The sequence below is a fragment of the Symplocastrum torsivum genome, assembly GCF_059505465.1.
In genome coordinates this window covers 1-24226 of record NZ_JCACKQ010000080.1, presented here as the reverse complement: position 1 = coordinate 24226, position 24226 = coordinate 1, and the positions used below count along the sequence as shown (strand labels likewise).

Sequence of the window (24226 nt, the reverse complement as noted above, 5' to 3'; positions counted from 1 at the left end):
AGGGTAAGGCTTTGGCGGCATAATGGCAGGTAGACTTCCGCCGAAGTCTACTAGTTTATGATTAGTAGGAATTTTAGACGGTGAAAGTAATCAGAATGTGCCTAAATTATCCCTATTTAGCTTATGCGATCGCATAAAATGGATTCCCATCCGTCTCCCTTCTTGTCATGAGCAACTTGCCAGATTTTTCCCGCTACGGCTATCAAGTTATCAGAGAACTGGGTCACAATCACGTTGGTGGGAGAGTTACTTACCTGGCAAGGACTATCTCTGAGGAAAATAAGCAGGGGAGGCAGGGGAAGCAGGGGGAGATTATCACTTGGGATTGTGGTGATTCTACGCAGGCAGACTCTCTTGATAGGAGAGAAGTCGGGGAAGTAACAGCAGTTGCAGTGGTGATTAAGCAGTTTCAATTTGCTCAGTTTGGGGCTAGCTGGGCAGAGTACGATGCTTATGAGCAGGAGATTAGCGTGTTGCGTCAACTCAATCATCCTGGCATTCCTCGTTATCTCAATTCCTTCCAAACTCCTGATGGGTTCTGCATGGTTCAGGAGTACAAACACGCTCAATCATTAAGCGAACCTCGTCGCTTTTCACCCCAAGAAATTAAGCAAATTGCTATTGCTGTCTTAGAGATTTTGGTTTATTTACAATCTCAATATCCCCCTGTTATTCATCGGGATATTAAACCAGAAAACCTCTTGCTTGACGAGGGCGATTATCCAAACTCTCTCAATGTTTATCTTGTCGATTTTGGTTTTGCTCGTGTGGGAGATGGGGAAGTTGCAGTTAGTAGTGTTGTTAAAGGCACATTGGGATTTATGCCGCCAGAACAGCTATTCAATCGGCAGCTAACCCAAGCATCTGATGTTTACAGTTTAGGCGTAACGCTGATTTGCTTACTCACTGGCACTAAATCGCTTGATATCGGTAACTTAATTGATGCTAACTACCGCCTTCATTTCCAGCATTTGGTGCCACCATTCCAACGCGGGTGGCTGAACTGGCTCTCAAAAATGGTAGAACCTAGACCACCAGAACGTTACAGTAGTGCGGCTTCTGCGCTTGCTGTCCTCAAGCCACTTGATGTTAATCGTTTACCCAAGGTTAGACTCAGCCGCGACTCTCTAAAGTTGAGGGCTTCAGAATTTGGTGAGAAAGTTAGCCAAAGTATCACGGTTAGTAATCCAATACCAGAAACGTTGCTAGCGGGGAGTTGGACTGTAGCACCACATCCGAACGACCCACCTCATACTCCAGATGACCATGCTTGGATTTCGTTTCAATCTAGGAGGTTTGAGGGCAATCAGGTTGAGTGCAAAGTCTTTGTAGATACGAGTAGGTTACTGGCTAGTCAAACCTACAATCGTCAGATTTTATTACACACTAATACAACACCAGATACTTGTGCGATCGCAATTCAAGTTCAAACAGCACCTCTCCCTGAAAACCAACAACTGAATTATGAATTTCCCACGCTGTGCTTTGTATTCTGGTTTTTTAGCTGGCTACTTTGCTCAATAGGTAATCCCAACAGTCCTTTGAACTTTTTTCTTGTACCCGGACTAGTTACTGGACTCGTCGTAATCGACATGGTAGTAACTAATGTTGATGCAAATATAAAAGGAGTACTTTCTGGTACTACTATTGGGGTTTTAGCGGGAGTTACGTTTGGAGCATTAGTTGCGCCTACTGTTACCTTGATTGGGGCAGCAACTGGGGCTGTGGTTGGGGCTTCAATTTGGGTTGTTATTACAGATAAGTTAAGCCGTTTGAGTGCTTCTTGGTTAGTCGCAATAATTACATTAGTTGGGATTGTAGGTAGTTCACATAAATTTCTCATGTTCGTTGCAGTACCAATCTTTTTGGGTCTTTTTACTACCGTTTGGACGGTTGGTATAATGCTGCCTGTAGTAAGAAGTGTAGTTGAGCATCAAACGGCAAGAGGATTTTCCAAGAAAGATGCTACCCTTGCTGCACTTCTGTGTGCGGGATTAGGCATCAGTTTAGGAACTGTAATGCCCGTTAGCGCTATACTTATGTCCCAAGTTAACGGGTTAGAACCATTAGAAATTACTGCTGTAGTAGGAATACTATTTATTACCATCGCTGGAACTAGTATCCCTTTAGTAAACCTAATTTTTCTAAAGAGAGCTAGATTGATTGCTAAATATCGCCGTTCTCTTGCACACCTTGTTAAACCATAATTGGTTGTTAGTTGTTAGTTATCAGCTGTTGGTTATTGATTACTAGTTGCTTGTTTTTTTCTTTACTGGTATATAGCAATTCTCGTTTCAGTGAGGTACACCTAAGTTTCTACCTATTCCCCATTCCCTATTCCCCATTCCCAAAAAACTGATATGAGTAATTTTCCTGATTTCTCAAACTACGGTTATCAAGTCATTCGAGAACTGGGACACAATCGTGCTGGGGGTCGTGTTACCTATCTCGCTAACGAAATCAACACTTCAACACCAGTCGTCATTAAACAGTTTCAATTTGCTCAATCTGCTGCTAGTTGGTCAGAGTATGAAGCCTATGAGCAAGAGATTCAAGTTCTCAAAAGACTAGACCATCCTAACATTCCTCGTTACCTCGATTCCTTTCCCACAACAGCTGGCTTTTGCATGGTGCAGGAATATAAAAATGCGCCTTCCTTGCTTGTATCTCGTTACTTTTCCCCTCAGGATATTAAGCAAATTGCTATCTCCATTCTCAATATTCTTAAGTACCTGCAAACTCAGCAGATTTCTCCAGTAATTCATCGAGATATTAAACCTGACAATATCTTGGTAGATGACCAATTAAATGTAACTCTTGTGGATTTTGGCTTTGCTCGTTTGGGAGGTGGAGAAGTTGCTATCAGTAGCGTTGTTAAGGGAACATTAGGCTTTATGCCACCGGAGCAATTATTCAATCGGCAACTGACAAAGGCTTCTGATTTATATGGGTTAGGGGCTACGTTGATATGCTTGCTAACTGGCACAACTTCAACTGAGATTGGTAGCTTGATTGATGATTCAGGTCAAATCAATTTTAAGCAGAAAATACCTAAGTTAAGTTCAGATTGGGTTGACTGGTTACAAAAAATGGTAGAACCCAACTTCAAAAAACGCTATTCTGACGCAGGTGAAGCCTTAAATGCTCTCATGCCCCTTGATGTGCTTTGTAAGCCTAAGAGGAAAAATTTAGTTCTGCCAATAACGTTGAGTTTAGCTACCCTTAGCGTTGCTATCTTTGCTATAGTTGGACTTGAATTTATTAGTTTTAAAACAAACGTTAACCTACCTCAAGTTGCTATACAAAAGCTTTCTCCAACTAGTGAAGTTTTATTTACTTCAGATCTAAATTCAAGCCATACTCTAAAAATTATTCCAATTAATGCCGAACGGCTTTACTTTAGTAGCAACTTCTATCCTTTAGATAATCGAGATTATAATAGCGTTTGTAGAATATTAGATGGGAATAAAAAGCTTGTCTATACAGGTCAAGCAAGTCTTCGAGCTTCAAGAAATAGATTACAGACTTGGTGTTGGTATCAGTTTAATCCTGAAATTGATATTCCGGGTAATTGGACATTTCAATTTTATCTAGATGGTCAAAAAGTTGCCCAGAAATATCTTACCGTCTTACCTGTTCAATAGTCGTGAACCTGTAGGACACTGGATTTCTCCATTGGTTAGAGTTGGCATAGTAGTAGGAAGAGAAAAGGGTTGATCAAATTCACAAATATTGGCAATGGTAGTGGCTTCATAGTTACCATATTGTTTAATTGAAAAAACGGCTCCTATATAACTACTAGATTTTTTTTTAGATAGAGCTGTGGTAATAACACTCTCAAAAAATGGCTCAGCGTTTTTCGGATCGTTTGAGGTTTGAACGGGCCCCATAGGAGACGAGATTTGGTAGATATAGTAATCTGTTTCTGTTTGAATGATTAGACCTAAATCTATCCAGGAATTTGTAAATCTGCCGTTTTGTAAAAAATAGGCTTGATGCGCCTTATTTGCTGCCTCAATTTGCTGTTTTGCTTTTGCCTGTATGACTTTGTTAGTACAACTAAACCACTGATTGCAGCGAAAATCGTAAGCTGTTAAGGCTAAAGAGGTGGCAAGGCAGCTATAAAGGAGGATTCTTACCAATAGTCCTGTTCTGGTAAAGCCTTGGGATTTATTTCCCTTAAGACAACACAACAGTAGCTTAGCTTTCGATTCAAGGTTCATTGGAGGAATACTACTACAGCTAACGAAGTCATTGGCGGACTCGATGTGAGGGTTGAAATGAGTGTAACTTATACGTTTGGTTAATGTAATTTTTAATTAAGATAAATGACAATTTGGACATTTAGGAAAAGCGATCGCTTTTGAGGCTATTGGTGATAACCAACGTATAGGTGAGGCTGAAAATTTTTAGAGATAGCTTGGGTCATTTCTGATTAAACCTGAAGTAACTCAACCAAGGAATTTGCTGTTAATCGCTTTAGCTGCTCATAGTTCACCTTTCCTTGAGCATTACGCGGCAGATGTTCAACCGTAACCCAATATTTAGGCCGCTTGAATTTACAGAGTTTATTCTCTACTGCCGTTTTAAGTAAGGTAGGAGAAGCTTTTAGAGAACTGGGAACATAAACGGCAGTTACAGCTTGCCCCCAATAATCATCAGGTAAGCCAATCACACAGACATCAGAAACTAGCTGAGTTGAGCGAATTACGGCTTCTATCTCAGCCGGAAATACATTTTCACCACCAGTAATAATTTTGTGACTGCGACGCCCAACAATCGTCAAGTAACCTTGCTTATCAAAGAAACCTAAATCATCCGATTTTAGATTTTGGATTTCTTCGTGAGGATAGTAGCCAAGTGCTAGAGAATCAGACTCAATTGTAACGATTCCTGTTTGGTTAGCACCCAAAATTTCATCTGTGGAACTGCGAATTGTCACGCTGGCATGGGGTAGAACTTGACCACAACTGTTGTTACCGCTCAAAAAATCTTCGGGTTTAAGTGTAACGACTTGGGAAGCCGTTTCAGTCATACCGTAGGTGAGGGCAACTGGGATGTTGTAGCCTCTTGCCTGTTCTAAAAGTTCTGCCCAAGCTGGTGCGCCTCCCAAAAGTACCGTCTGAAAGCGAGACAACCACGTAGAGGAACCAGAGGTGATTAATCGTGCAAGTTGGGTTGGTACTAGGGAGATGAAAAACTCTCCGGGATCGAGATGATATTCTTCACCTGTGACTAAAGCTTTGAATGGCAGAATCACCATTCGCCCACCTGTAGTAAAAGAGCGCAGAAATTGCATCAAACCGCTGACATGATATAGCGGCAAGACACAAAAGGAATTAATCGGTTTCTCTCCAAAATATTGATGGAACCCACGCACAGAAGCCATTAAAGTTTCCCAAGTATGGATGGCAAAGCGAATTTGCCCTGATGAACCTCCTGTGGGAATCATGATTTGCAATTTGTTGTCTGTTGCTGGTTGTTTGTTGTTTAGGTGTAAGGGAGGTAGAAAGGAATTGACTAACGATTTAGGGCTGACGACTGGCAAATCTCCCCAAACTACATCGGGTTGCACTAAATTAAAGACCTGTTGCCATTCCTGTTCAACCCAGTTGGGATTACACAGAAAAACGTGGCATTCAGCAGCACAGGCAGCAATGAAGCTTGCTAGAAATCTTACTGGCTCTTGCTCTGCCACGATAATTTTTAGTGGTGCCTTTCGGTTTTTCTGCTGAGTTAAGTCTAGGAATAATTGTTCACTTAGCTGGGAAAATTGATGGCTATCATGACCAATTAACCAATCCTCGTTAGCACGCTGTTTGAGATAAACTAATGTCCCTTCCATAGTTGCTCAAGCCAAGTTTCATCGTTGTCGTCAAACCAGTGATTAATACCAAAACCGACTGCGCGATTGCGGTGGGATAGTTCAGTCGCTAATTGAAGTGCTGAGTATCTTGCGATCGCACTTTCAAAAACAGAGGAAAATACAGTATCAATATCGTGTTCTTGGCAGAATTGACGAAGGCGTTTTGGAGAACCTGCAATGCTTGGCTTAATCACAAAAATCCCTCGCCATCCCTGCTGATAACACGCTTCCAACTGGTTAAGCGTTGCTACCGATTCATCTAAGGCAATTGGTGTCGAATAATTGCTACTCATCTCCAGCATCGTCTTGAACTGTTCAGGAGGTAGCGGCTGTTCCAGAAACTCAACTATTCCTGCCTTTTCAGACACTTGAAGCCACTGGATTGCTTCTTGCTGAGTTAGTCCTCCATTCGCATCCAGACGCAATTGAGTTGATGACGGTAATGCTTGAATCAGTTGGTCAAATACGTTAAGTTCATCCTCAATTGAAGCCACACCAATTTTCCATTTAAAGGTGCGATATCCCTGATTCCAAGGTGCTTGCCATGACTCTAAAGCCTTCTTTCCCGTTGGCAACAGATAGCTGTAAGTGATTGGAGACTGAGGATTAGTGCCTATTTTCAAACCCTTCGATCCCTTATTAAGGGGGACTGTGATTAAATTCTCCCCCCTTAATAAGGGGGGTTGGGGGGGATCTGAATTTAACGGGGAAGTTTGAAAACACGCCCTAGGGGGTAAGGAGTAGGAAGACAAGGAAGAAAAATCACCCTTGTCCTCTTCCCAATTCCCAATTCCCCATTCCCAATTCCCCATTCCCCAAGCACACTCAAAGCCAAATTGACAAGCGGGGAGTTCAGTTGAGATAGAGTAAATGTCGGTTGCCGTAATTTCCGGTGGTAATTGCTGGCAAAATTCCTTAGCTTGCTCTAGGGTTTCTGAACCAAACCAGGGGATGGGAGCAATTTCCCCCCAGCCAATCCGCCCATTTTCATCGGTAAGACGAAGGATAATCCCTTCTCGAACTTCCCAGTTGCCGTGACTGGTGGAAAGAACACGCGCAAATGGATGTCGATAAGAACGAAACTCAAGTCGCATTGCGGAGTCTCTTGTCATTTGTTTGACTAACCAATGACGAATCCTAGTCCCAGCAACATACCACTGCAAAAATGCATGGCTACGGCAATAAACTTACAGTTACTCACCTTCTCTGGTTTGTCGTGATTTTGGGAAACGTGCTGGAATAACCTCAGTGCGAGCGGTAAGCTGGCAAACACAAGTAACGTCCAGAAAGGGAACACGCCCAACAAGACGAACAAAGTAGTGAGGACATAAATGCTACTGCCAAACCAGAGTAAGACTTGGGCACCTCGTTTCGTACCAAGGCGGACAATTGGCGACTTCTTTCCCGCCGCCAAGTCATCCTTGACTTGGTGAAAATGGGAGCAAAACAAAATTACACTAGTGGCAATTCCAACAATTGTAGAGGCAGCAAGACAGTTCATTGACCAGGTTTGCGCCTGAGAGTAGTAGGCGGCGGCTACTGCCATTGGACCAAAAGTGACAAAACAGATAATTTCCCCTAATCCTTGGTAACCTAAGCGAAAGGGTGGTCCCTGGTAACTGTATCCTAAGGCGCAGCACAGGAGGATGATGCCAATCACGGTAAAGTCTCGCTGCCACCAGGCGATCGCTAATATTCCTAGGATACCTGCTGCTAAAAACAAATTACTTAACCAGAAAATCAACCGTTTATTTCCCGTCAAGTTCACAAGAGAATGCGCTTTATTTTCATCAATTCCGGTTTCGGAGTCAAAAACATCATTGCTAAGATTTAGCCAAGCAATAATCAAAATTGCTGACATCAAAAACGTCGAAAATATTCCTGTGTGAATCATTCGAGTTTCTGCAAAAGCAACAGCTGTTCCTATCCAAATTGGTACGATAGCAACACTGTACATGGGTGGCTTGATAGCGGCTAGCCACAATTTACTGTTTGACTGTTCAACAAAACTTGTAGTCATCAGACAGAATTGATTAAATTACTAGAAGCTCAGAGATTCCTGAAATTTCTGTGTTTTTTTGTGAGTGCATACTCAGATACAGACAAGAACCTGAGTAAGGGATTGACTACCAGACTCAAGCGAGACTTGGAGTTCGTCGTCTCCTTACATCGCTGACAACACCACTGATCACCTAGCAGGTGATAGTTTCTTCGGTACCATAAGTAAGTTGGCATTACAGAATTGCTCATCTGTGCTGTCAGTAAGGTGTTCAGCTACCCAATCGAGGAGGCGACTGGGGGTGTAAAGCGGGAGCGAAGGTGTCAATCGACACTAGGGGTTAGGTAGGGAGCAAGTATGTCCCTTTAGACATCCCACCATTGTCAATCGGTCTTTAGAACAGAACTTCAAAAAAATTTACTTATCTCTAGCTTCTATGACAGTCACCTCATTTTGTGCCAATCTCTTTCAAGATCACAAACAGCTGTATCAAATTCTCTCAGTGGGGAAACAGCAATCTATTGCAAAAGATTGTCCACAAATTGTTAGTATTTCTCAAGAAATGCAGCGGCTTGACCCGTTGGCTGTCTTACAAGCGATCGCAAAACCGAACCAACTGCAATTTTACTGGGAAAACCGACGCAAACAAGAAGCGATCGCAGCTATTGATGCTGCTGTATCGTTGCAAGTAGAAGGATGCGATCGCTTTTCTAAAGCTCAGCAGTTTATCCAGCACTGCCTGAAAAATACAATCACTAATGGTATCTTAAATTTACCATTCTCTGGTTCTCACTTTTTCTGTAGTTTTACCTTTTTTGAAAATAATTTAACTGTTGTCACTCCTTTCCCCTCTGCCACCGTTTTCCTGCCACGCTGGCAAGTTTCCATACAAAACGATACTTGCGTCTTAGTGGCTAATGTTGAAATCAGTTCAAAAGTCAATCTTGAATTATTAGTAGAGAGCTTATGCAGTCAGTTCAGAACTATTAGCTGGTCTGGACATAGCCTTGCAAACTCAACTGAGACTAAATTAGCACAGTTAATTAAGCAGGATTCAAACAATACAGAGTGGTTTAAGCTGGCTGTTTCTTCTGCTTTAAAGTCAATCCAGACGAATCAATTTAGTAAAGTTGTTCTTGCTAACGCAATTGATGTTCTTTCACCACAACCGTTTAACCTGATTAACTCCCTTAAGAATTTACGAAAGCGTCATCCAGATTGCTACATTTTTTCGACTAGTAATGGGAAAGGACAAAACTTCATTGGTGCAAGTCCTGAACGCCTGATTAGTATTCACAACAAGCAGTTAGTAACGGATGCTTTAGCAGGTTCTGCACCACGAGGCAAAACAAGAGGCGAGGATGCCGCCTTTGCTCATCAATTACTTCTTAGTCCAAAAGAGAGGCGTGAACATCAATTCGTGCTTGATTTTATCACCAAACGCCTCGCTCAGTTAGGGTTAGTACCTCAGTTACTACCGACACCTCAACTGTTACAACTGTCAAATATTCAGCATTTATGGACACCAATCCAAGCGTTAGTTCCCACTGATGTGCATCCCTTAGATATTGTGGCAAAACTGCATCCGACTCCAGCGGTTGCTGGTGTTCCTACAGATGTTGTGCTTAGACATATTCTTCACTACGAACACTTTGATCGAGGCTTGTATGCTGCCCCACTAGGCTGGGTAGACTATCAGGGGAATAGTGAGTTTATTGTAGGAATACGCTCTGCTTTAATTGAAGGTTCAAAAGCTAGACTCTACGCAGGTGCTGGTATTGTTGCAGGTTCCGCTCCAGAAAAAGAGCTAGTAGAAATTCAGCTAAAACTACAGGCGCTTTTAAGAGCTTTAGCTTAATTTAGCTAAGTAGTTTGTTAAGCTATCTGAAAAGCGATCGCTCTACTGTTCCTGACGAGAGTCTTCACTGGGAGGATGCCGCGATCGCACTCGCTTTAAGCTTTACTCAAAAAAGGCAGCAGGAGAGATATGGAAAAAAGCAGCTAGTTCTTTTATTTGACTAGCTGTGAGTTCACGTCTTCTATCCAAAATCTCTAAAATGATAGATTCAGATTGGCAGATGGAAGGTAAATCTTTTGGCTGAAGATTAGATTCCTCTAGCAATGCTTTGAGGAGTTCAACACCCTTTAGAGTAGGCATTGGCTCGTTTTTATCTTCATAATCATAGACGAGAGTACCAAGCACTTTTAGGTAATCGCGATCGTCTTGTATGAGGTTGCCTTTATCCAAAAGAGAATTAATCTGATTCTGAGTAGCGATTAGCTCAGCTTCATTGGTAATTGGACGTGGGGGAAAGGTAGTAATTAGCTCGATGTAGTAGCTAGTAGGAGTTTTCAAATGGTACTGCTCGAATCACTGTCACTAAAAACCGAGAGTATCTAAAGCGGGAATGTTTTGCAACTGAACATCTGCTGTCACTAGACTTGCGCCAAAGTGAATCGCAGTAGCCCCAATCAGCGCATCGGGAAGTCTAAGGCGATGCTGCTGTCGTAGTTGAATCGTTAATTCAACCAGTTCAGGCTGACTTGGCTCTATCCAGATAATTTCAATGCGCTGCAAGAATTCATTGAATAGTTGCCTATCTGCGTCATTTAGTGCTGGAAATACCAGGAATTCAATTTGACTAATAATGGAAATACCAATCCATTCGGCATCTTGCAGGAGTTCGATTAACTGCTGATTACCTTGGAGTAAAGCAATGATGGCATTTGTATCTAGTAGGTAACGTTCACCACGCATCCCGCATCCTTGTTTGGATTTCTACTGGATCGCCCTGCAATGTTAATCTACCAGCTAAGTCGGAAAAATCGTATTTTTTGCGGTTTTGCTTTTCTTGGGGTGTGGGGTTAATCACTAGGACTAACTCTACATTTCCGGCTGCTAGCTGAGTTGATATATCCAGATGCAGATGCCCATCGGAGTCGATTTTGCCAGTGAGTGTTAAAACTTGCATTTAGATATCTAGCTCACGAGGTGTACTCAGTTTTGAGTCTATCTAACTTAGCTGATGTGCGATCGCACCATCAAATTTGCTCAAGTCACAGAGGAAGCGATCGCTAAATCCTATCCCTGCTGATGAGTGGTTGTCTCATGCCAAGCTTGATAGAAATCTGGATAGCTCATCTTTCGAGTGCAAAACCAGAGTATTTGGTAGATTTGCTCGTAGCGTCCAGGATCGGTTTTATAGACTTCATTTTGTAGGTAATCCTTCAAACCTCTGACTGCTACTGAGAACAAATCACCTTGAAGGAGCTTGCTCAAAGCTCTAGGTGCTTCCGTTAGGAGTAACCCATTTTTACTGGTTTGTATCAGGTGAATCAGATGTTTAACAACATTTTCATCACCGAGGGCAACTCTGCTCAATATCCAGGTGATTGCTTGAATAACAGACTAATTCTCACTTATGTAAAGCTCTTTAATAAGAGTTGTAATTGTTTCAGGGTTACTGGAAGCGTATTTCTCTAATGTCCAGATTGCTTCTTGACGAGCCAACTCATGTTTGTCTTCACTGAGCAACTCAATCAAAGAGCTGCTTTGATTCCAGCATTCTTCAGCAGCTTTAATGTCATCTGAACTGACAGTGTCCAGTTGATCATACTCGATAGTAAATACAGAGCCTTGTTGCAATACCATATTGGCGTACCAAGACACCCCTTTATCTTGGCTAAGCCTCAGCTCGTTGAGAGTGCTAATGGCAGTGGATTTAACAACATCAATTTCTAATGAACAGCAAGCTGCGCCTAAACGGGTTTCTTCACTCTGACTAGGCTGCATCAGTTCAAGTAGATAATTTATAGCAGAGGAGTTGCCAGGATCAATTTTTCCTAAAGTCCCAGCAACTGTTATAAGAACTTGTTTTTCTTTTACAGATAGAAGTAAGCTTGTCAAGCCAGCTATAGCTTTTTTGTTACCTATAGCAATCTTTACCAAGCTCTCAGCAGCTTGAGAACGTACTAGTACGAAGTGTGAGTTCTCAATATTAATTAGTTTGATCAGAGCGTTAATAGCTTCTGAGCTATCTGTACCTACTAATCCTAAAATCTCAGCAGCTCTAATAGCGGCATCTTGAGTAGAGGGCGAGTATTGAGCGGCATTAGTTACGGCAGGAATTATTTTTTGAGCTACGGTTTTAATTGCCCTATTCAGGTCTGTTCCCAACAGAGCGTTTTGAGCTAACCAGGGAACTGGGTTAAGATATCCTATCCAAACCTGTTTCGTATCATCGAAAATACCAAAAATCCACTCAACAGTTTGTTTAACGACTGCATCAGCATCGCTAAAATCCCCAAATTCAGCAATACTAACCACTGCCAGGAAATAGGCTCTAAAACTATAAAAGCCTCCGCATCTATCCTCAAACTCTAGCAACGTCTGAATAAACTCTTCCTTATACTCCCTTTCCAAATCTAGTCGCCCCAACCACAGCATAATCACCTCTGTCCACTGCTGCTCAAAAATGCGGTAAGTACCTAGCATTGGATTGTCAGGGACGTGATTTAGGAAATCGTGCCAGTTATTGATCGCACACGCTGCAAAATATTCTTGAAACGTAGGATGGAAGAAAGCATACACAGCTTCATCAGTTTTTGCCTCTCTATCCACCAAATTTAGCCAACCCAGACGGCAAGCTAAATCGAACAGCGGTTCACCCATTACATCACAGGCGAAGTCCTCTCCTAACCGAAACCTAACTTTACTGTTAATTCCTGCCTTAGCTAATTCGCCTAGTGCTTGATTCAATTGCCGCCGTTCAGTTCGAGTTGTCGGATGTTGCTCTTGTTTCCACTCATAAAAATAGCGAGTAAATCTCTCGTAAAGAGCCGCCTTCGTTTCTGGCAATGGCTCATCCACAGGCAGCACATACGATGTCTGACATAATAGCGACAACCGTAGGGGATTTCTCACCAATTCTCGGATGCGCTCTTTCCCCGTTTCCTCTAACTTCTTTAGTAATTCTTCTCCCCGTTGCGACTCCTCGGCGCAGGCAAACCAGTGTCGAATAAAATCCTCAACCTGCTCCGGCTTAAACTCCAGAGTGCGATAGGTTTCAAAGCCAGTCAACATATTGGTGACATTGGCATCCCAGACATTGAGGCGACAAGTCAGCACCACCCGCGCCTCTACCAGCCAGTCTGTTAATTGTTCTTTGATAGTCGCTAACGCTTCCACAGGTGAGGTAGCCGCCATCTCATCTACCCCATCTAACAGCAGCCACACCTTACCCTCACGGAACTGTTGTTTTAGAGAAGCGAATGCCTTAGCCTCTACTCCTGAAGCATCAAGTTCAATGAATCGCAGCGCCGCTTTGAGCCAAATCTGGAGTAGATAGTCTTCGAGGGATTTCCCCTGCAAGCCTCCCAACGGGATACAAATCGGCAAGCCTTTGTTCTTGTCATGTATCCAAACCGCAATTTTCTCTTGCAGCGTAGTCTTTCCAGCACCGGGTTCGCCGATGATAGCAATACGCCTGCTTTTCCCAGGCTCAATTACTTCTGTCAGAAACTTGTCATTGTCATACTCTTTGGTGATGACTTCCTCAGTTAGCTGATACACCTCCTCTAGAGGAACATCTCCACCCCAACGCTGCTGTTGTTTGCGCTCAACTAATCCCAGTGGTACATAGACATTTAATTCAAAACCCCGTTCAGTAGCTTGCCGCCGGAGTCGCTGGAATTCTTGCTGCTGTGCTAAGACTTTGCCACAAACTTCGTGCCAGTCGATCGCATCAGATGTCTGTTGTGGTGGATTCCACTCCTTTGGATCGACTACCTCTGTGATTTCCAAACCCAAAGCTTGGACAATTGCAACAACAGAATCCCTATCCTTAGCTTCGCCACGGAAAAACCGCTCAACTGTCTTTTTGTCTACCCTAGCCCTTTCAGCAATGCGCTCATAAGTCAGAGGCTTACCATCATCATCTCGTCCAGCAGCCTTGGCTTGTTGGAGTTTGTAGCGTCCTTCTTCAGTTGCCCGAACACTACGAGGTTTGCGCGTTTGACTCATAGCTGTTTTGTGATGTGTTAGGGACACGATAGATATGTCGTGCCCCTACGTGGATTCATAGCCATAGTTTAGCTAGCCTCATCCTTCATCTGGGAGGACAGAAAAGGGAACTTAATTAGTGTCCTCAACTGGTCTGGAGGTAGACCTACTCATAAATTTAGGCTTGTCTCATCGACACCCGATACAACCAACAGATGAGGATGAAATGATGGAAACTCTAAAGACAACCACAAAACTAGAGCAAACAAACCAACCTATTCAGCTTGTCACTCCTGCACAAGTTCAGCCAGATAGGGCAAATGTCAGTCTGACAGATGGGAACAGTCCTGTCGCTGTCATCATGGCAATTTCAGTTTTGATTGGCGCGATCGCAAGCTTGATTAAAGTATTGGTGCCTGTAATGCTGCAACAGCCACAAAAGAAAACCAAGTAATCCCTTACACTTCTCTTGCCTGAGGGCGCAAAACAAGAGCGCCCCTAACTTTTTACCTACCCCATTGGAAAATTGCAGCTCCCAAAGTCAGCCTTCGTAGGGTGCGTCGCGACGCACCCTACAGATAGATTTAAGCAGCAGTTGCCCCTGTCTCAGAACCCGTGAGTTCAGGTTGAGGTGACTTTGGCGCAAGATGTCCCACCGCTTGCTTGACAAAACCCTGCAAAAATGCTACCCGTTGATTTTGCTGGAACACGGATTGCAGTTTCTGTCCGAGTCGCTCAATGTTGAACGGTTGTCCCGTTGCAGTAGTTTGGCTAATCTCTTGCTCTTGGAAGTACTCAATGAGACTTAGACCCGCTAATCTTGTGAGATAAGCCGCGCTAACTCCCTGCACAGCGCCACCTGCAACGTAGGTGACGACATGGCTTTTGAGGATGCTGCCCACGGTTTGAGTTGAGAGTTCAACTAGTCCCAACTTGAGCATCAAAGTGCCTAACGTTTTAGCGGCTGACTGGGCTTGTGAGAGTGAGAACTTTTGCTGATAAATCTCACCCAAATCTTTCACTAACTGGGCGCTGATTGCCGCCGTTGCGAGGATATCGAGTGCTGGCACTGGGTTAGCAAACGCTGCTGCTGCCGCAATCCACTGATATTTTTCAATCAAGGGGAGAGCGCGATCTCGTCTGACTTTATTTAACTCGGTTTTCACCTCAGTTTTCAGCGCTACCACGGCTCTATTGGTAGTTGCCCAAACTAATTGCTGCCCTCCTTGAGCAACAAGTTGACTTAACCGCCCACTTAGTAAGGTTAAATCAGGGGATTGTGGTTCCATCCACTCTTGTACCGAACCATCTGGCTGATGCTGACGCACTTTTACTGAGGCAGGAGAAGATGCGATCGCAACCACATCTTCAGCACCTAATAACCCCGTCATCCGTTGCCGTAGCTGTTGCAACACAGTCGCTCGTTCTGTTGGTAAATACTGGTCTTGTTTATTAAATACCAGTAAAATTCGCTGGTTTGTCGCTCTCAATTGTCGCAAGCTTTGCAACTCAGTATCGGTCAAATCACCAGCCGTGACAAATAGAACTAAATCCGAAGCGAGAGCAACTTCTTTCGCTAGGGATTCTGCCGTGACATCGCCATCTGTATTAATAAACAGCGCGGGTGTCTCCTTTAAGGTAAGACGCTGCGGTTGTTTACTCCAGATAGACTCCAACACTTGAACAACAGCCGTTTTCCCGACACTTTTACCACCCGTTACGGCTATTTGTAATTCCTGTCGATTTAACTGTGTTGTGAGTTGGGTAACCTGCTGTCGCAATTGGCTAATCGTCTCTGGGTTGCCTGCCTCAGTTTCTAGGTGATTAATTAGAGTTTCGCAAGAAGCGATCGCTTTTTCCACCGTCTCACGGTTTAACGGCACTGATTCCCTCGAAAAATCAATTTCTTTCGAGTTTTTCTGCTGGAACAACCAGAATCCAGCACCTAATGCCATCACACCGAGTACACCAAACTCACCTACTTGCCCAACAGAGTGATGCCAACTCTGCAAAAGCCAGAGCAAAAACGACAGGCTAACTCCTCCCACTAAAATAGGTTGCCGCAATTTAACAGCCATCTCTCCCTCCGAAAGCTACTCCCACCAAAGTCACCACCCTCAACCAAAATTTTTGGGCTATTTCCTCTCTCTATGCTAGTCCTCGTTGACCCACTTCGCTCGTTTCACCACTTCCTACCTAGTGCAAGAAGACAGAAGGCTCTAGGGCAGAAGGAATATTGCTTGTACAGCAAGCTTTTGAACCTTTTTCAACTGGATAGTTATTGCCGCCCTGCTGGACTAGCCAAATTTTTCCCTAGCTAATTAAACCATTAAGTTCAGATGCGCCGAAGTTTTGCACCCTCTGACAACGTTTTATATACAACTGTGTTGCTCTATCTTGCTGATTTTTGCGTAGAACTTGCTCGAAGATCTGTTGTGCTTGTGCAAAGTGGTCTTCTAAGTACAAAGCCACTCCTTCCTCAAACTCCCTACGAGTTTGCTCTTTGAGTTCAAGCACTGGCTGAGGGTCTGCCTCATAGACTTCAAATATATCCACAGGTTGAGTTTTACCCTTTACCTTAACTCGACCGAGAAACCGATGTTTATAACATTGTGGATCATTGAGGCGATACCGGGTTTGTTCGCTAATTAAAATATCAACCCCATACACCTTAGTTAAGCCTTCCAAACGAGACGCTAAATTCACCGCATCAGAAATCACAGTCGTTTCCATCCGCTGCGCCTCTCCTACAGTTCCTAGCATCAAACTGCCTGTATGTAGACCAATACCGATCGCAATTGGCTCATCACCACTCTTTTGCAAATGCTCGTTGTAGAGCAAAATCTGCTTTTGCATCTCAATTGCCGCCTGTACTGCATCGTCAGTCGTTTGAGGAAACAACGCCATAATTGCATCACCAATGTACTTATCAATAAAGCCGTTGTGGTTGCGAATGACTGGACTCACCTCACTCAAGCAAGCGTTGAGGAAATCAAAGTTTTGTTTAGGTGTCATCCTCTCTGACAAGGTCGTGAATGAGCGAATATCGGCAAACAGAACAGTCATGTCTTTCTGTACCTGGTCACCTAATTGAACATCAACAATGCTTTCTCGCTCCAAAAACCTTAAGAATTCATGAGGCACAAATCGTCCATAAGCCTCATTGATTTTTGCTAAGCGAATATGGGTTTTAATGCGTGTTAGTAATTCATTTTTAGAGATAGGTTTGGTTAAATAATCATTGGCTCCAGAATTAAACCCTTCTACCAAGTCTGATACCTGATTTTTAACGGTTAATAATACAACAGGCATTTCATTAGCCGGAAATTGTTCACGAATTTTTTTGCAAAATTCATACCCCGTCATTTTTGGCATCATCACATCCAACAAAATAAGGTCAGGTTTTAAACCATTGTGAATGACTTCTAATGCATCTATTCCATTTGAAGCTTGAATAATGGCGTAGTTTTGCAAAGAAAGATGGTTGACAAGCACCTGAAGATTTACAGGTTCATCATCCACAATTAAGATTTGAAAGCCTCCTTCCGCAGGAACAAATGTCTTACTATCAATTAACAGTTCATTAGCAGACAGTTTTGGTGCCAATAAATCTTGACCCTTTGACACGTCTTGTTGTTTACTTTCTAGCTTATTTCTTGATAAGGGGAGAGTAAACGTGAAGCGTGAGCCAACTCTTACAGTAGACTCGACGTGAATAGTGCCACCATGTAGCTGAACTAGCTGTTGTGTTACCGCTAAACCTAATCCTGCACCTCCATATTCCCTTGCAATTGAACCATCCGCTTGTTCAAACGACTCAAAGATTCGCTCTAGTTTATCAGCCGGGACGCCAATACCTGTATCTGTAACGGTAACAGCTAACATCTCATTGACAATAGCGGCAGAAACTTCAATGATGCCGCTTTCGGTAAACTTAATCGCGTTACCCACAAGGTTGTGCAAAATCTGCTGGACTCGATTCTCATCGGCATCCACAGGAGGCATCTCCGGAGCAATGTTATTAATCAGTTGTAAGGATTTGTTGCCAATAAGCGATCGCGAAAGCATCAGCACAATATCTGTTACTTCTCGCATCCCGACTGGATTAATCTTCAATTCAAGCTTTTTGTGTTTTAGCTGTGAGAAATCTAGCAAGTCATTCACTAGCTGAGTTAACCTTCTTCCACTCAAAGCGATTAGGGAAAGGTTCAAAACGGTTTGTTTAGATAACTGACCTGTTACGCCATCAATTAGTGACTCTGCAATACCAATAATTCCATTTAAAGGAGTTTTTAGTTCGTGAGACGTATTTGCCAAAAATTCATCCTTAAGCTGATCCAATCTCTTAAGAGCTGCATTTTTAGTTTCTAATTCAATAGCATAAGCTTGTAATCGTTTTCGTGCTTGATTAAATCGACTTTCTAAGATAAATCCTGAAATTAGGATAAAAACAAAGGTTCCCCAAGGATAGATTCTCGAATACCAAGTTATTGGGCTAAAAATATAAACCAGGATGTCGTGAACGCCAGATAGAGTGAGAATAATAAAGCCAAAAGTAAATAGCTTAGCATCCAGATTTCCTCTGATTAGTATTTGAAGAGCCGCAAATAATAAAACAACAGCATTTACTAGAAATAATAGTTGAGCCGGAAATATAGTCTGACTCCACAAAGCTAGGTTACTAATCACTAAGGTTATCGCAACCAGCACATAGGCTAAGTTAATTTGCCACAAACGCCGAATAACTGACTGATATCCTGCCCCAAAGACTTCTTCAAAAAAAGCACAGCCACTAATTGGTATTAAGTAAAAAGATATATTCCGAATATAATCTAATGCTGCTGGATTGCTAAAAAACAGAGTAACAACCTGACTATTCGCCGTTGTATAAGTGCCAACAAATATAGATAACAAACCAAATTTGATATAGGCTCGCTTTTCTTGACGATTCAAAGAAATTAAAAGTGCAATTAAACCTAAGCAAGTAAAGAAAATACCCAGTACAGAGCTAATCTCTTTTTGAATTAAATGCTTAATTAGACTCGTCTTAGAACCAATCATTACTCGGTCAAATAAACCGATATAGATATCGGCTGCCGAGGCGTAACCCGCATAAACCCGGAAAAACAGAGTTTTCCCTGCAACAGGAGGCTCAAGAGGAATAATTGGCCATTGATACTCTTCTCGTTTAACTTGATTTGACGAGTTTAGCGAAAGCTCTGTATAGATTGGCTTATCCTCAATGTAAGCACCGAGTATGTAGGGAACGGCACGCAAATACAGTGCAGGAGACTGCCATTGTCCACTGGGTAAAGGAACACGCAGCCAAACAATTTCTTGCCCCTGTTGTTTCCATAAGCGTTTAGGGAACTCAAATGGATGCCAGCCAGGACTAGAAATCTCTTGTTGTGTCCAAACTGGAACACCAGCTTCATTCAGAGGAAAGTCTCCCCAGTGGTATTGCCAGCCTTGTAGGATTTCCTGTGGTTGTGCCTCTGGCGGCATCAGCATCTGAGGTTGTGCCTGAATAGACGTTAGATTAAATGGCAAGACACTCAGAACAATGACAAACAATGTGCCCAAAGCCAAGACAACCTGGTTACGCAACCAACCCAATCTAAACTTCATTTGGCTCTCCTGGGGTACTATCCACAAGGCTTCCATCCAAAAGGGTAAGTCTTTAACGTCAGTCGTGCCAGGAAATGAGTGTTAACAGACAGCAGACTTGAAGCCCAAATGCTATAAACCAAGTAGTTAATCGGACTAGATGTTTGTTGATTCGGTGAGTGAGATTTTATCCCGATTGTGCTGTACCAAATCGGTAAAAGGAATCAAAGCAAGTTTTTTACCTCAAGGCAGTCATCAGATGAAAAATGGTCAATGTCCCAAGTGCAGTTCGCACGAGGTTTTTTGCAACACGAATAGAAAGTTTCCCTCTTTAAACACGATTACAGTAGGGTCTGGAACTTCTGGCGATCGCTATGTCCCACTCGATACCTACATTTGTGGTACTTGTGGTTATGTTGAGAGCTATGTATCTAGACCATCTGACCTCAGTTACATCAAAAACGAATGGACATTGCTTGAGCTTCCAACGTCTTTTACGCATAGTACAGAAAAACACCCCGTCACTGCTAACGGGGCTTTTTCGTCTGAAGGATAAATTGTAATAGCCAAAAGCTGGGGAAGAAGTAGGGTGCATCGCAATGCACTCTACTTTTTTTGTGATCATTAAAGTTTGCCACTGATGAAATTTTTAGTCTATTGGTCGAAAAATAGTGAATTTAAACCTGAATCTCTAGAAAATTGCCTAAAACGTTGAATTTCGGATTTTATCGCTGGCTAGAGCTTTTTTGGGGGCTTTAGAATAAAGCATCTCTCTTCGATTTGATAAGGAATTATCCCAATGAAACAGCTTAGCGGTTGGCAACAATCCATAGCCGTGACTCCATTCCTTTCACTGGCTGTGACAACTTTTGCGACTCCTTCTACTGCTGCTAAACCTGCATCGCAAAGCATCAAGCCGTCTCCTCCAGAAACAACAGCCTCACAGGAGGGTAAATTTCTACTGGCACAATCAGACAACTGTCGCCGAGTTGTCACTCGTGGCGACAGTCTCAATGTCCGCTTAAGTCCAGGTGGGTCAATTGTTGGCTCATTAAGCAATAGAACCCTTGTTGCAATTGAGGGTCAGAGTGTTAATGGCTGGGTACGGATTTCTTCCCCTGTTAGAGGTTATGTAGCGGCGGCTTATCTCAAGTTATGCGCTACACCTGTACCTCCTTCTAGTTCCAGTAGTAACTACCGCCGAGTAGTTGTGGACAGTAGTCTTCGTGTGCGGCAAGAACCCTCGATTAACAGTGCTATTGTCGGATCTTTAGCGAATGGACAGCGCGTTACGATTGTGAATCGCGGCGTAAATGGCTGGGTACCCATTTCTTCTCCTGTGAAGGGTTATGTATCGTCTGCTTATCTCAAGTTGAGATAGTAAGGAGACATTAAGACTCCCCAGCTTTAGGTAGTAGTGTTAAGCTAACCAACCAGCAGACCCCAATTCGGGTTTTAAATTGGACAATAGAAATATAAAGAGCAATCAGCTTTCAGCAATCAGCTTTCAGATCAAAGTTGGTGGGAGAGTGAAACTCCGACTAACGATTAGCCACTAAATCTTTGTCAGAGGAATCTAACCGACTGATAGCTGACCAACGATCCGCTGACAACTTTAGTTAAGTAATATAGAAGGCTTCAGTCCAAAGCCTCGCCCAGAATAGGAGTCTGCCAGCCGTGGTTGTACAAGTACAGAAAAGCACCTACGAAACGAAAACTCAGGAAATCGCCAAACAACTTTTGGCAGCAACCAGAGAGAATCGCTCCTTTTTCGCCCAGATGCGTGACCAAATGCGCTGGGATGATAAATTGCTAGCCTGGGCAATGGGCAATCCAGGATTGCGGGTGCAGTTGTTTCGCTTCATTGATTCTTTACCCGCTTTGCGTAGCAAGCCGGAAGTTGCTCGTCATTTGCAGGAATATTTAGGTGATGAGTCAGTTGAACTGCCAGCAGCACTCAAAGGAATGCTCAACTTTGCTCAAGCTGACTCAATGCCGGGACAGGTAGCAGCAACAACGGTTTCTACCGCCGTTGAAACGCTTGCCCACAAATATATTGCTGGGGAGAACATTAAGCAGGTACTCAAGACGATTGAGCGACTGCGGAAAGATAAGATGGCTTTCACTCTCGATTTATTAGGAGAGGCAGTCATTACGGAAGCTGAGGCGCAGTCTTACCTACAAAGTTACCTGGATTTGATGGAGCAGTTGACCCAGGAAGCGAAGAAGTGGTCGCCAGTACAAGAGATTGATTTTGCGGATGGTGAGCCTATACCACAAGTTCAAGTATCAGTCAAGTTAACGGCGTTTTACTCGCAGTTTGACCCGCTCGATCCTCAAGGAAGTAAGGAAAGAGTTTGCGATCGCCTTCGTATTCTCTTACGCCGCGCTCAAGAACTGGGGGCAGGCGTTCACTTCGATATGGAGCAGTATGTTTACAAAAACATGACGCTCGATATTCTTAAAGAACTGTTGATGGAAGAGGAGTTTCGTTCTCGCACGGATGTCGGTATAACGCTGCAAGCTTATCTACGCGACAGTGAGCAAGACTTACGTGAGTTGATTGAGTGGGCGAAACAGCGCGGCTATCCGTTCACCGTGCGCCTGGTAAAAGGGGCGTATTGGGATCAGGAGACAATCAAGTCCGCACAAAAGGATTGGCCGCAGCCAGTTTATAACGATAAAGCGGCAACGGATGCCAATTTTGAGAAGATGACCCAGTTGATGCTGGAGAATCACGAATATATTTATTCTGCAATTGGTAGCCATAACGTGCGATCGCAAGCATTGGCAATTGCGATCGCAGAAACCCTCAACATCCCTCGTCGTCGCTTCGAGATGCAAGTTCTCTACGGCATGGGTGATCAACTGGCAAAAGCGTTAGTGAAACGGGGTCATCGGGTGCGTGTCTATGCTCCGTATGGCGAACTGTTGCCAGGGATGGCTTACCTCATTCGCCGTTTGCTAGAGAATACGGCAAATAGTTCATTCTTGCGGCAAAGCATGGAAGAACGACCGATTGAGGAACTGCTTGCCCCACCTGTCCACGCCAATCCAGAGTCGGAACATCATCCGCAAAATTCCTACTCTTTCCCAAATGTGGCAGATACGGACTATGCGGAGGTAGAGGCAAGACAGGAAGCCCAACAAGCCCTTGCAACCGTTCGGCAACAACTGGGTAAAACGTACTTACCTCTCATTAACGGTGAGTACCAAAACACTGAGCAAACAGTTGATTCCGTCAATCCATCCAATCCTAATGAGGTAGTGGGGAAAATAGGGCTACTGTCAGTTGAACAAGCAGAACAAGCTTTACAAGTTGCAAAAGCGGCATTCCCAAGCTGGAGGAAGACACCTGTACGGCAACGTGCTGGTGTATTGCGAAAAGCCGCAGAGTTGATGGAACAGCGTCGTGCTGAACTATCAGCTTGGGTTGTTTTGGAAGTGGGCAAACCGTTGCGGGAAGCAGATGCAGAAGTGTCAGAAGCGATCGACTTCTGCCGCTACTATGCGGATGAGATGGAACGCCTTGAACAAGGGCATATCTATGATGTGGCGGGTGAGACGAATCGCTACATCTACCAACCGAGAGGGATTGCCGTTGTTATTTCGCCCTGGAACTTCCCAATTGCGATCGCAACTGGGATGACAGTAGCAGCATTAGTAGCCGGAAATTGCACCCTCCTCAAACCTGCTGAAGTCTCCTCAGTGATTGCCGCAAAAATTGCTGAAATTTTGGTTGAGGCAGGGATACCCAAAGGCGTGTTCCAATACGTTCCTTGCAAAGGGTCAACGGTAGGCGCTCACATGGTTAATCATCCTGATGTCCATTTAATCGCCTTTACAGGTTCTCAGGAAGTCGGTTGCCGAATTTATAAAGAGGCGGCGATTGTACAACCGGGGCAAAAACATCTCAAGCGAGTGATTGCAGAGATGGGCGGGAAGAACGCGGTTATTGTCGATGAAAGTGCTGACCTTGACCAAGCCGTTGCAGGTGTGGTGCAATCAGCGTTTGGTTACAGTGGACAGAAGTGTTCGGCTTGTTCGCGGGTGATTGTCTTAGAACCTGTGTATGAGGCTTTTGTGGGTCGCTTAGTAGAGGCGACGCGATCGCTTAATATTGGCGTAGCAGAAGCTCCAAGTACTCAGATTGGGCCAGTCATTGATGCCAATGCCAGAGACCGTATCCGGGAGTATATCGCCGCAGGTCGTCAAGACGCAGAAGTCGCGTTGGAAATGTCAGCCCCTGATACTGGTTACTTTATTGGACCCGTCATCTTTAAGGATGTCTCACCCGATGCGAAGATTGCTCAAGAAGAAATCTTTGGGCCAGTTGTTGCCGTCATTCGAGCGAAGAACTTTCAAGAAGCACTTGATGTTGCCAATGGCACCGACTACGCCCTTACAGGTGGTTTGTATTCTCGAACACCTTCCCACATCAACCAAGCCACAACCGAGTTTGAAGTCGGAAACCTTTACATCAACCGCACCACTACAGGTGCAATTGTTTCTCGACAGCCTTTTGGTGGATTTAAACTCTCTGGTGTCGGCTCAAAGGCAGGTGGACCCGACTACTTACTGCAATTCCTAGAACCCCGCACGATTACTGAAAACATTCAGCGTCAGGGCTTTGCACCCATTGAAGGGGCTGAGTAGGAGAGCTGGTCTAGGGTTCATTATCCGCTGCAACTAACAAAACCCAAATAAGTTGGGTGTGAGCGTCGATGTCTCGATGACGTTTGCGCCTAGCTTT

Annotated in this window: 18 protein-coding genes; 7 read left to right on the top strand and 11 right to left on the bottom strand. The window is 43.8% G+C overall.

Going from position 1 to position 24226, the window contains the following annotated elements; all coding sequences use genetic code 11:
• The first annotated feature begins 167 nt into the window (after positions 1-167).
• Positions 168-2207: a protein kinase domain-containing protein gene (locus AC5JL3_RS22110; protein ID WP_496076532.1), complete on the top strand. Its 2040-nt coding sequence runs from the start codon at positions 168-170 to the stop codon at positions 2205-2207.
• A 153-nt stretch (positions 2208-2360) separates the two neighbouring features.
• On the top strand, positions 2361-3644 hold the full coding sequence (locus AC5JL3_RS22105; protein WP_496076531.1) for a serine/threonine protein kinase: 1284 nt from the start codon (positions 2361-2363) through the stop codon (positions 3642-3644).
• Here the strand turns inward: AC5JL3_RS22105 and AC5JL3_RS22100 are convergent.
• The 4 genes from AC5JL3_RS22100 to menA all read right to left on the bottom strand — a co-directional run bounded on the left by AC5JL3_RS22100 (position 3630) and on the right by menA (position 7886).
• Complete coding sequence (locus AC5JL3_RS22100) at positions 3630-4223, bottom strand: type IV pilin-like G/H family protein (RefSeq protein WP_192218684.1); 594 nt, start codon at positions 4221-4223, stop codon at positions 3630-3632. The two genes, AC5JL3_RS22105 and AC5JL3_RS22100, sit on opposite strands and share 15 nt — an antisense overlap.
• A 212-nt stretch (positions 4224-4435) precedes the next feature.
• The gene (locus AC5JL3_RS22095; protein WP_496076530.1) at positions 4436-5845 is read right to left on the bottom strand and encodes a 2-succinylbenzoate--CoA ligase; all 1410 of its coding nucleotides are present in this window, start codon (positions 5843-5845) and stop codon (positions 4436-4438) included.
• Positions 5830-6978 carry an o-succinylbenzoate synthase gene (locus tag AC5JL3_RS22090; RefSeq protein ID WP_496076529.1) on the bottom strand — a complete coding sequence of 383 codons (1149 nt, stop codon included), beginning with the start codon at positions 6976-6978 and terminating at the stop codon, positions 5830-5832. Before AC5JL3_RS22090 ends, AC5JL3_RS22095 begins: the two co-directional genes overlap by 16 nt.
• Before the next feature lie 8 nt (positions 6979-6986).
• On the bottom strand, positions 6987-7886 hold the full coding sequence (gene menA / locus AC5JL3_RS22085; protein WP_496076528.1) for a 2-carboxy-1,4-naphthoquinone phytyltransferase: 900 nt from the start codon (positions 7884-7886) through the stop codon (positions 6987-6989).
• Between the two features lie 415 nt (positions 7887-8301).
• On the opposite strand from menA, the gene AC5JL3_RS22080 reads away from it, so the two are divergent.
• Complete coding sequence (locus tag AC5JL3_RS22080; protein WP_496076527.1) at positions 8302-9723, top strand: isochorismate synthase; 1422 nt, start codon at positions 8302-8304, stop codon at positions 9721-9723.
• A 102-nt stretch (positions 9724-9825) separates the two neighbouring features.
• Here the strand turns inward: AC5JL3_RS22080 and AC5JL3_RS22075 are convergent, their stop codons facing one another.
• From AC5JL3_RS22075 to AC5JL3_RS22055, 5 genes are all read right to left on the bottom strand, one after another.
• Positions 9826-10221 carry a helix-turn-helix domain-containing protein gene (locus AC5JL3_RS22075; RefSeq protein WP_496076526.1) on the bottom strand — a complete coding sequence of 132 codons (396 nt, stop codon included), beginning with the start codon at positions 10219-10221 and terminating at the stop codon, positions 9826-9828.
• 24 nt (positions 10222-10245) lie between these two features.
• On the bottom strand, positions 10246-10623 hold the full coding sequence (locus AC5JL3_RS22070; protein ID WP_496076525.1) for a type II toxin-antitoxin system VapC family toxin: 378 nt from the start codon (positions 10621-10623) through the stop codon (positions 10246-10248).
• The gene (locus tag AC5JL3_RS22065; protein ID WP_496076524.1) at positions 10613-10837 is read right to left on the bottom strand and encodes a hypothetical protein; all 225 of its coding nucleotides are present in this window, start codon (positions 10835-10837) and stop codon (positions 10613-10615) included. The genes AC5JL3_RS22070 and AC5JL3_RS22065 overlap by 11 nt, the downstream gene beginning before the upstream one ends.
• Positions 10838-10947: 110 nt before the next feature.
• Positions 10948-11247, bottom strand: coding sequence for a hypothetical protein (locus AC5JL3_RS22060; protein ID WP_496076523.1), 300 nt, complete (start codon positions 11245-11247; stop codon positions 10948-10950).
• Positions 11248-11274: 27 nt separating this feature from the next.
• Positions 11275-13887: an NACHT domain-containing protein gene (locus AC5JL3_RS22055; protein WP_496076522.1), complete on the bottom strand. Its 2613-nt coding sequence runs from the start codon at positions 13885-13887 to the stop codon at positions 11275-11277.
• A gap of 118 nt (positions 13888-14005) precedes the next feature.
• Here AC5JL3_RS22055 and AC5JL3_RS22050 point away from each other — a divergent pair, with 118 nt between their 5' ends.
• The gene (locus tag AC5JL3_RS22050) at positions 14006-14320 is read left to right on the top strand and encodes a hypothetical protein (protein ID WP_496076521.1); all 315 of its coding nucleotides are present in this window, start codon (positions 14006-14008) and stop codon (positions 14318-14320) included.
• Positions 14321-14450: 130 nt separating this feature from the next.
• Here AC5JL3_RS22050 and AC5JL3_RS22045 read toward each other — a convergent pair whose 3' ends face one another.
• Together AC5JL3_RS22045 and AC5JL3_RS22040 are read right to left on the bottom strand one after the other, a co-directional pair.
• Positions 14451-15944 (bottom strand): slr1306 family protein, encoded by a 1494-nt coding sequence (locus tag AC5JL3_RS22045; protein ID WP_496076520.1) that lies wholly within the window; start codon positions 15942-15944, stop codon positions 14451-14453.
• Between the two features lie 235 nt (positions 15945-16179).
• Entirely contained in the window at positions 16180-19494 is a 3315-nt protein-coding gene (locus tag AC5JL3_RS22040) for an ATP-binding protein (protein WP_496076519.1), read from the bottom strand.
• A gap of 139 nt (positions 19495-19633) precedes the next feature.
• Between AC5JL3_RS22040 and AC5JL3_RS22035 the strand changes: the two genes are divergently transcribed.
• The 3 genes from AC5JL3_RS22035 (at position 19634) to pruA (ending at position 24129) form a co-directional block, all read left to right on the top strand.
• Positions 19634-20029: a hypothetical protein gene (locus AC5JL3_RS22035; protein WP_496076518.1), complete on the top strand. Its 396-nt coding sequence runs from the start codon at positions 19634-19636 to the stop codon at positions 20027-20029.
• A 243-nt stretch (positions 20030-20272) separates the two neighbouring features.
• The gene (locus tag AC5JL3_RS22030; RefSeq protein WP_496076517.1) at positions 20273-20854 is read left to right on the top strand and encodes an SH3 domain-containing protein; all 582 of its coding nucleotides are present in this window, start codon (positions 20273-20275) and stop codon (positions 20852-20854) included.
• Positions 20855-21150: 296 nt separating this feature from the next.
• Positions 21151-24129 carry an L-glutamate gamma-semialdehyde dehydrogenase gene (gene pruA, locus AC5JL3_RS22025; RefSeq protein ID WP_496076516.1) on the top strand — a complete coding sequence of 993 codons (2979 nt, stop codon included), beginning with the start codon at positions 21151-21153 and terminating at the stop codon, positions 24127-24129.
• Positions 24130-24226: the final 97 nt, after the last annotated feature.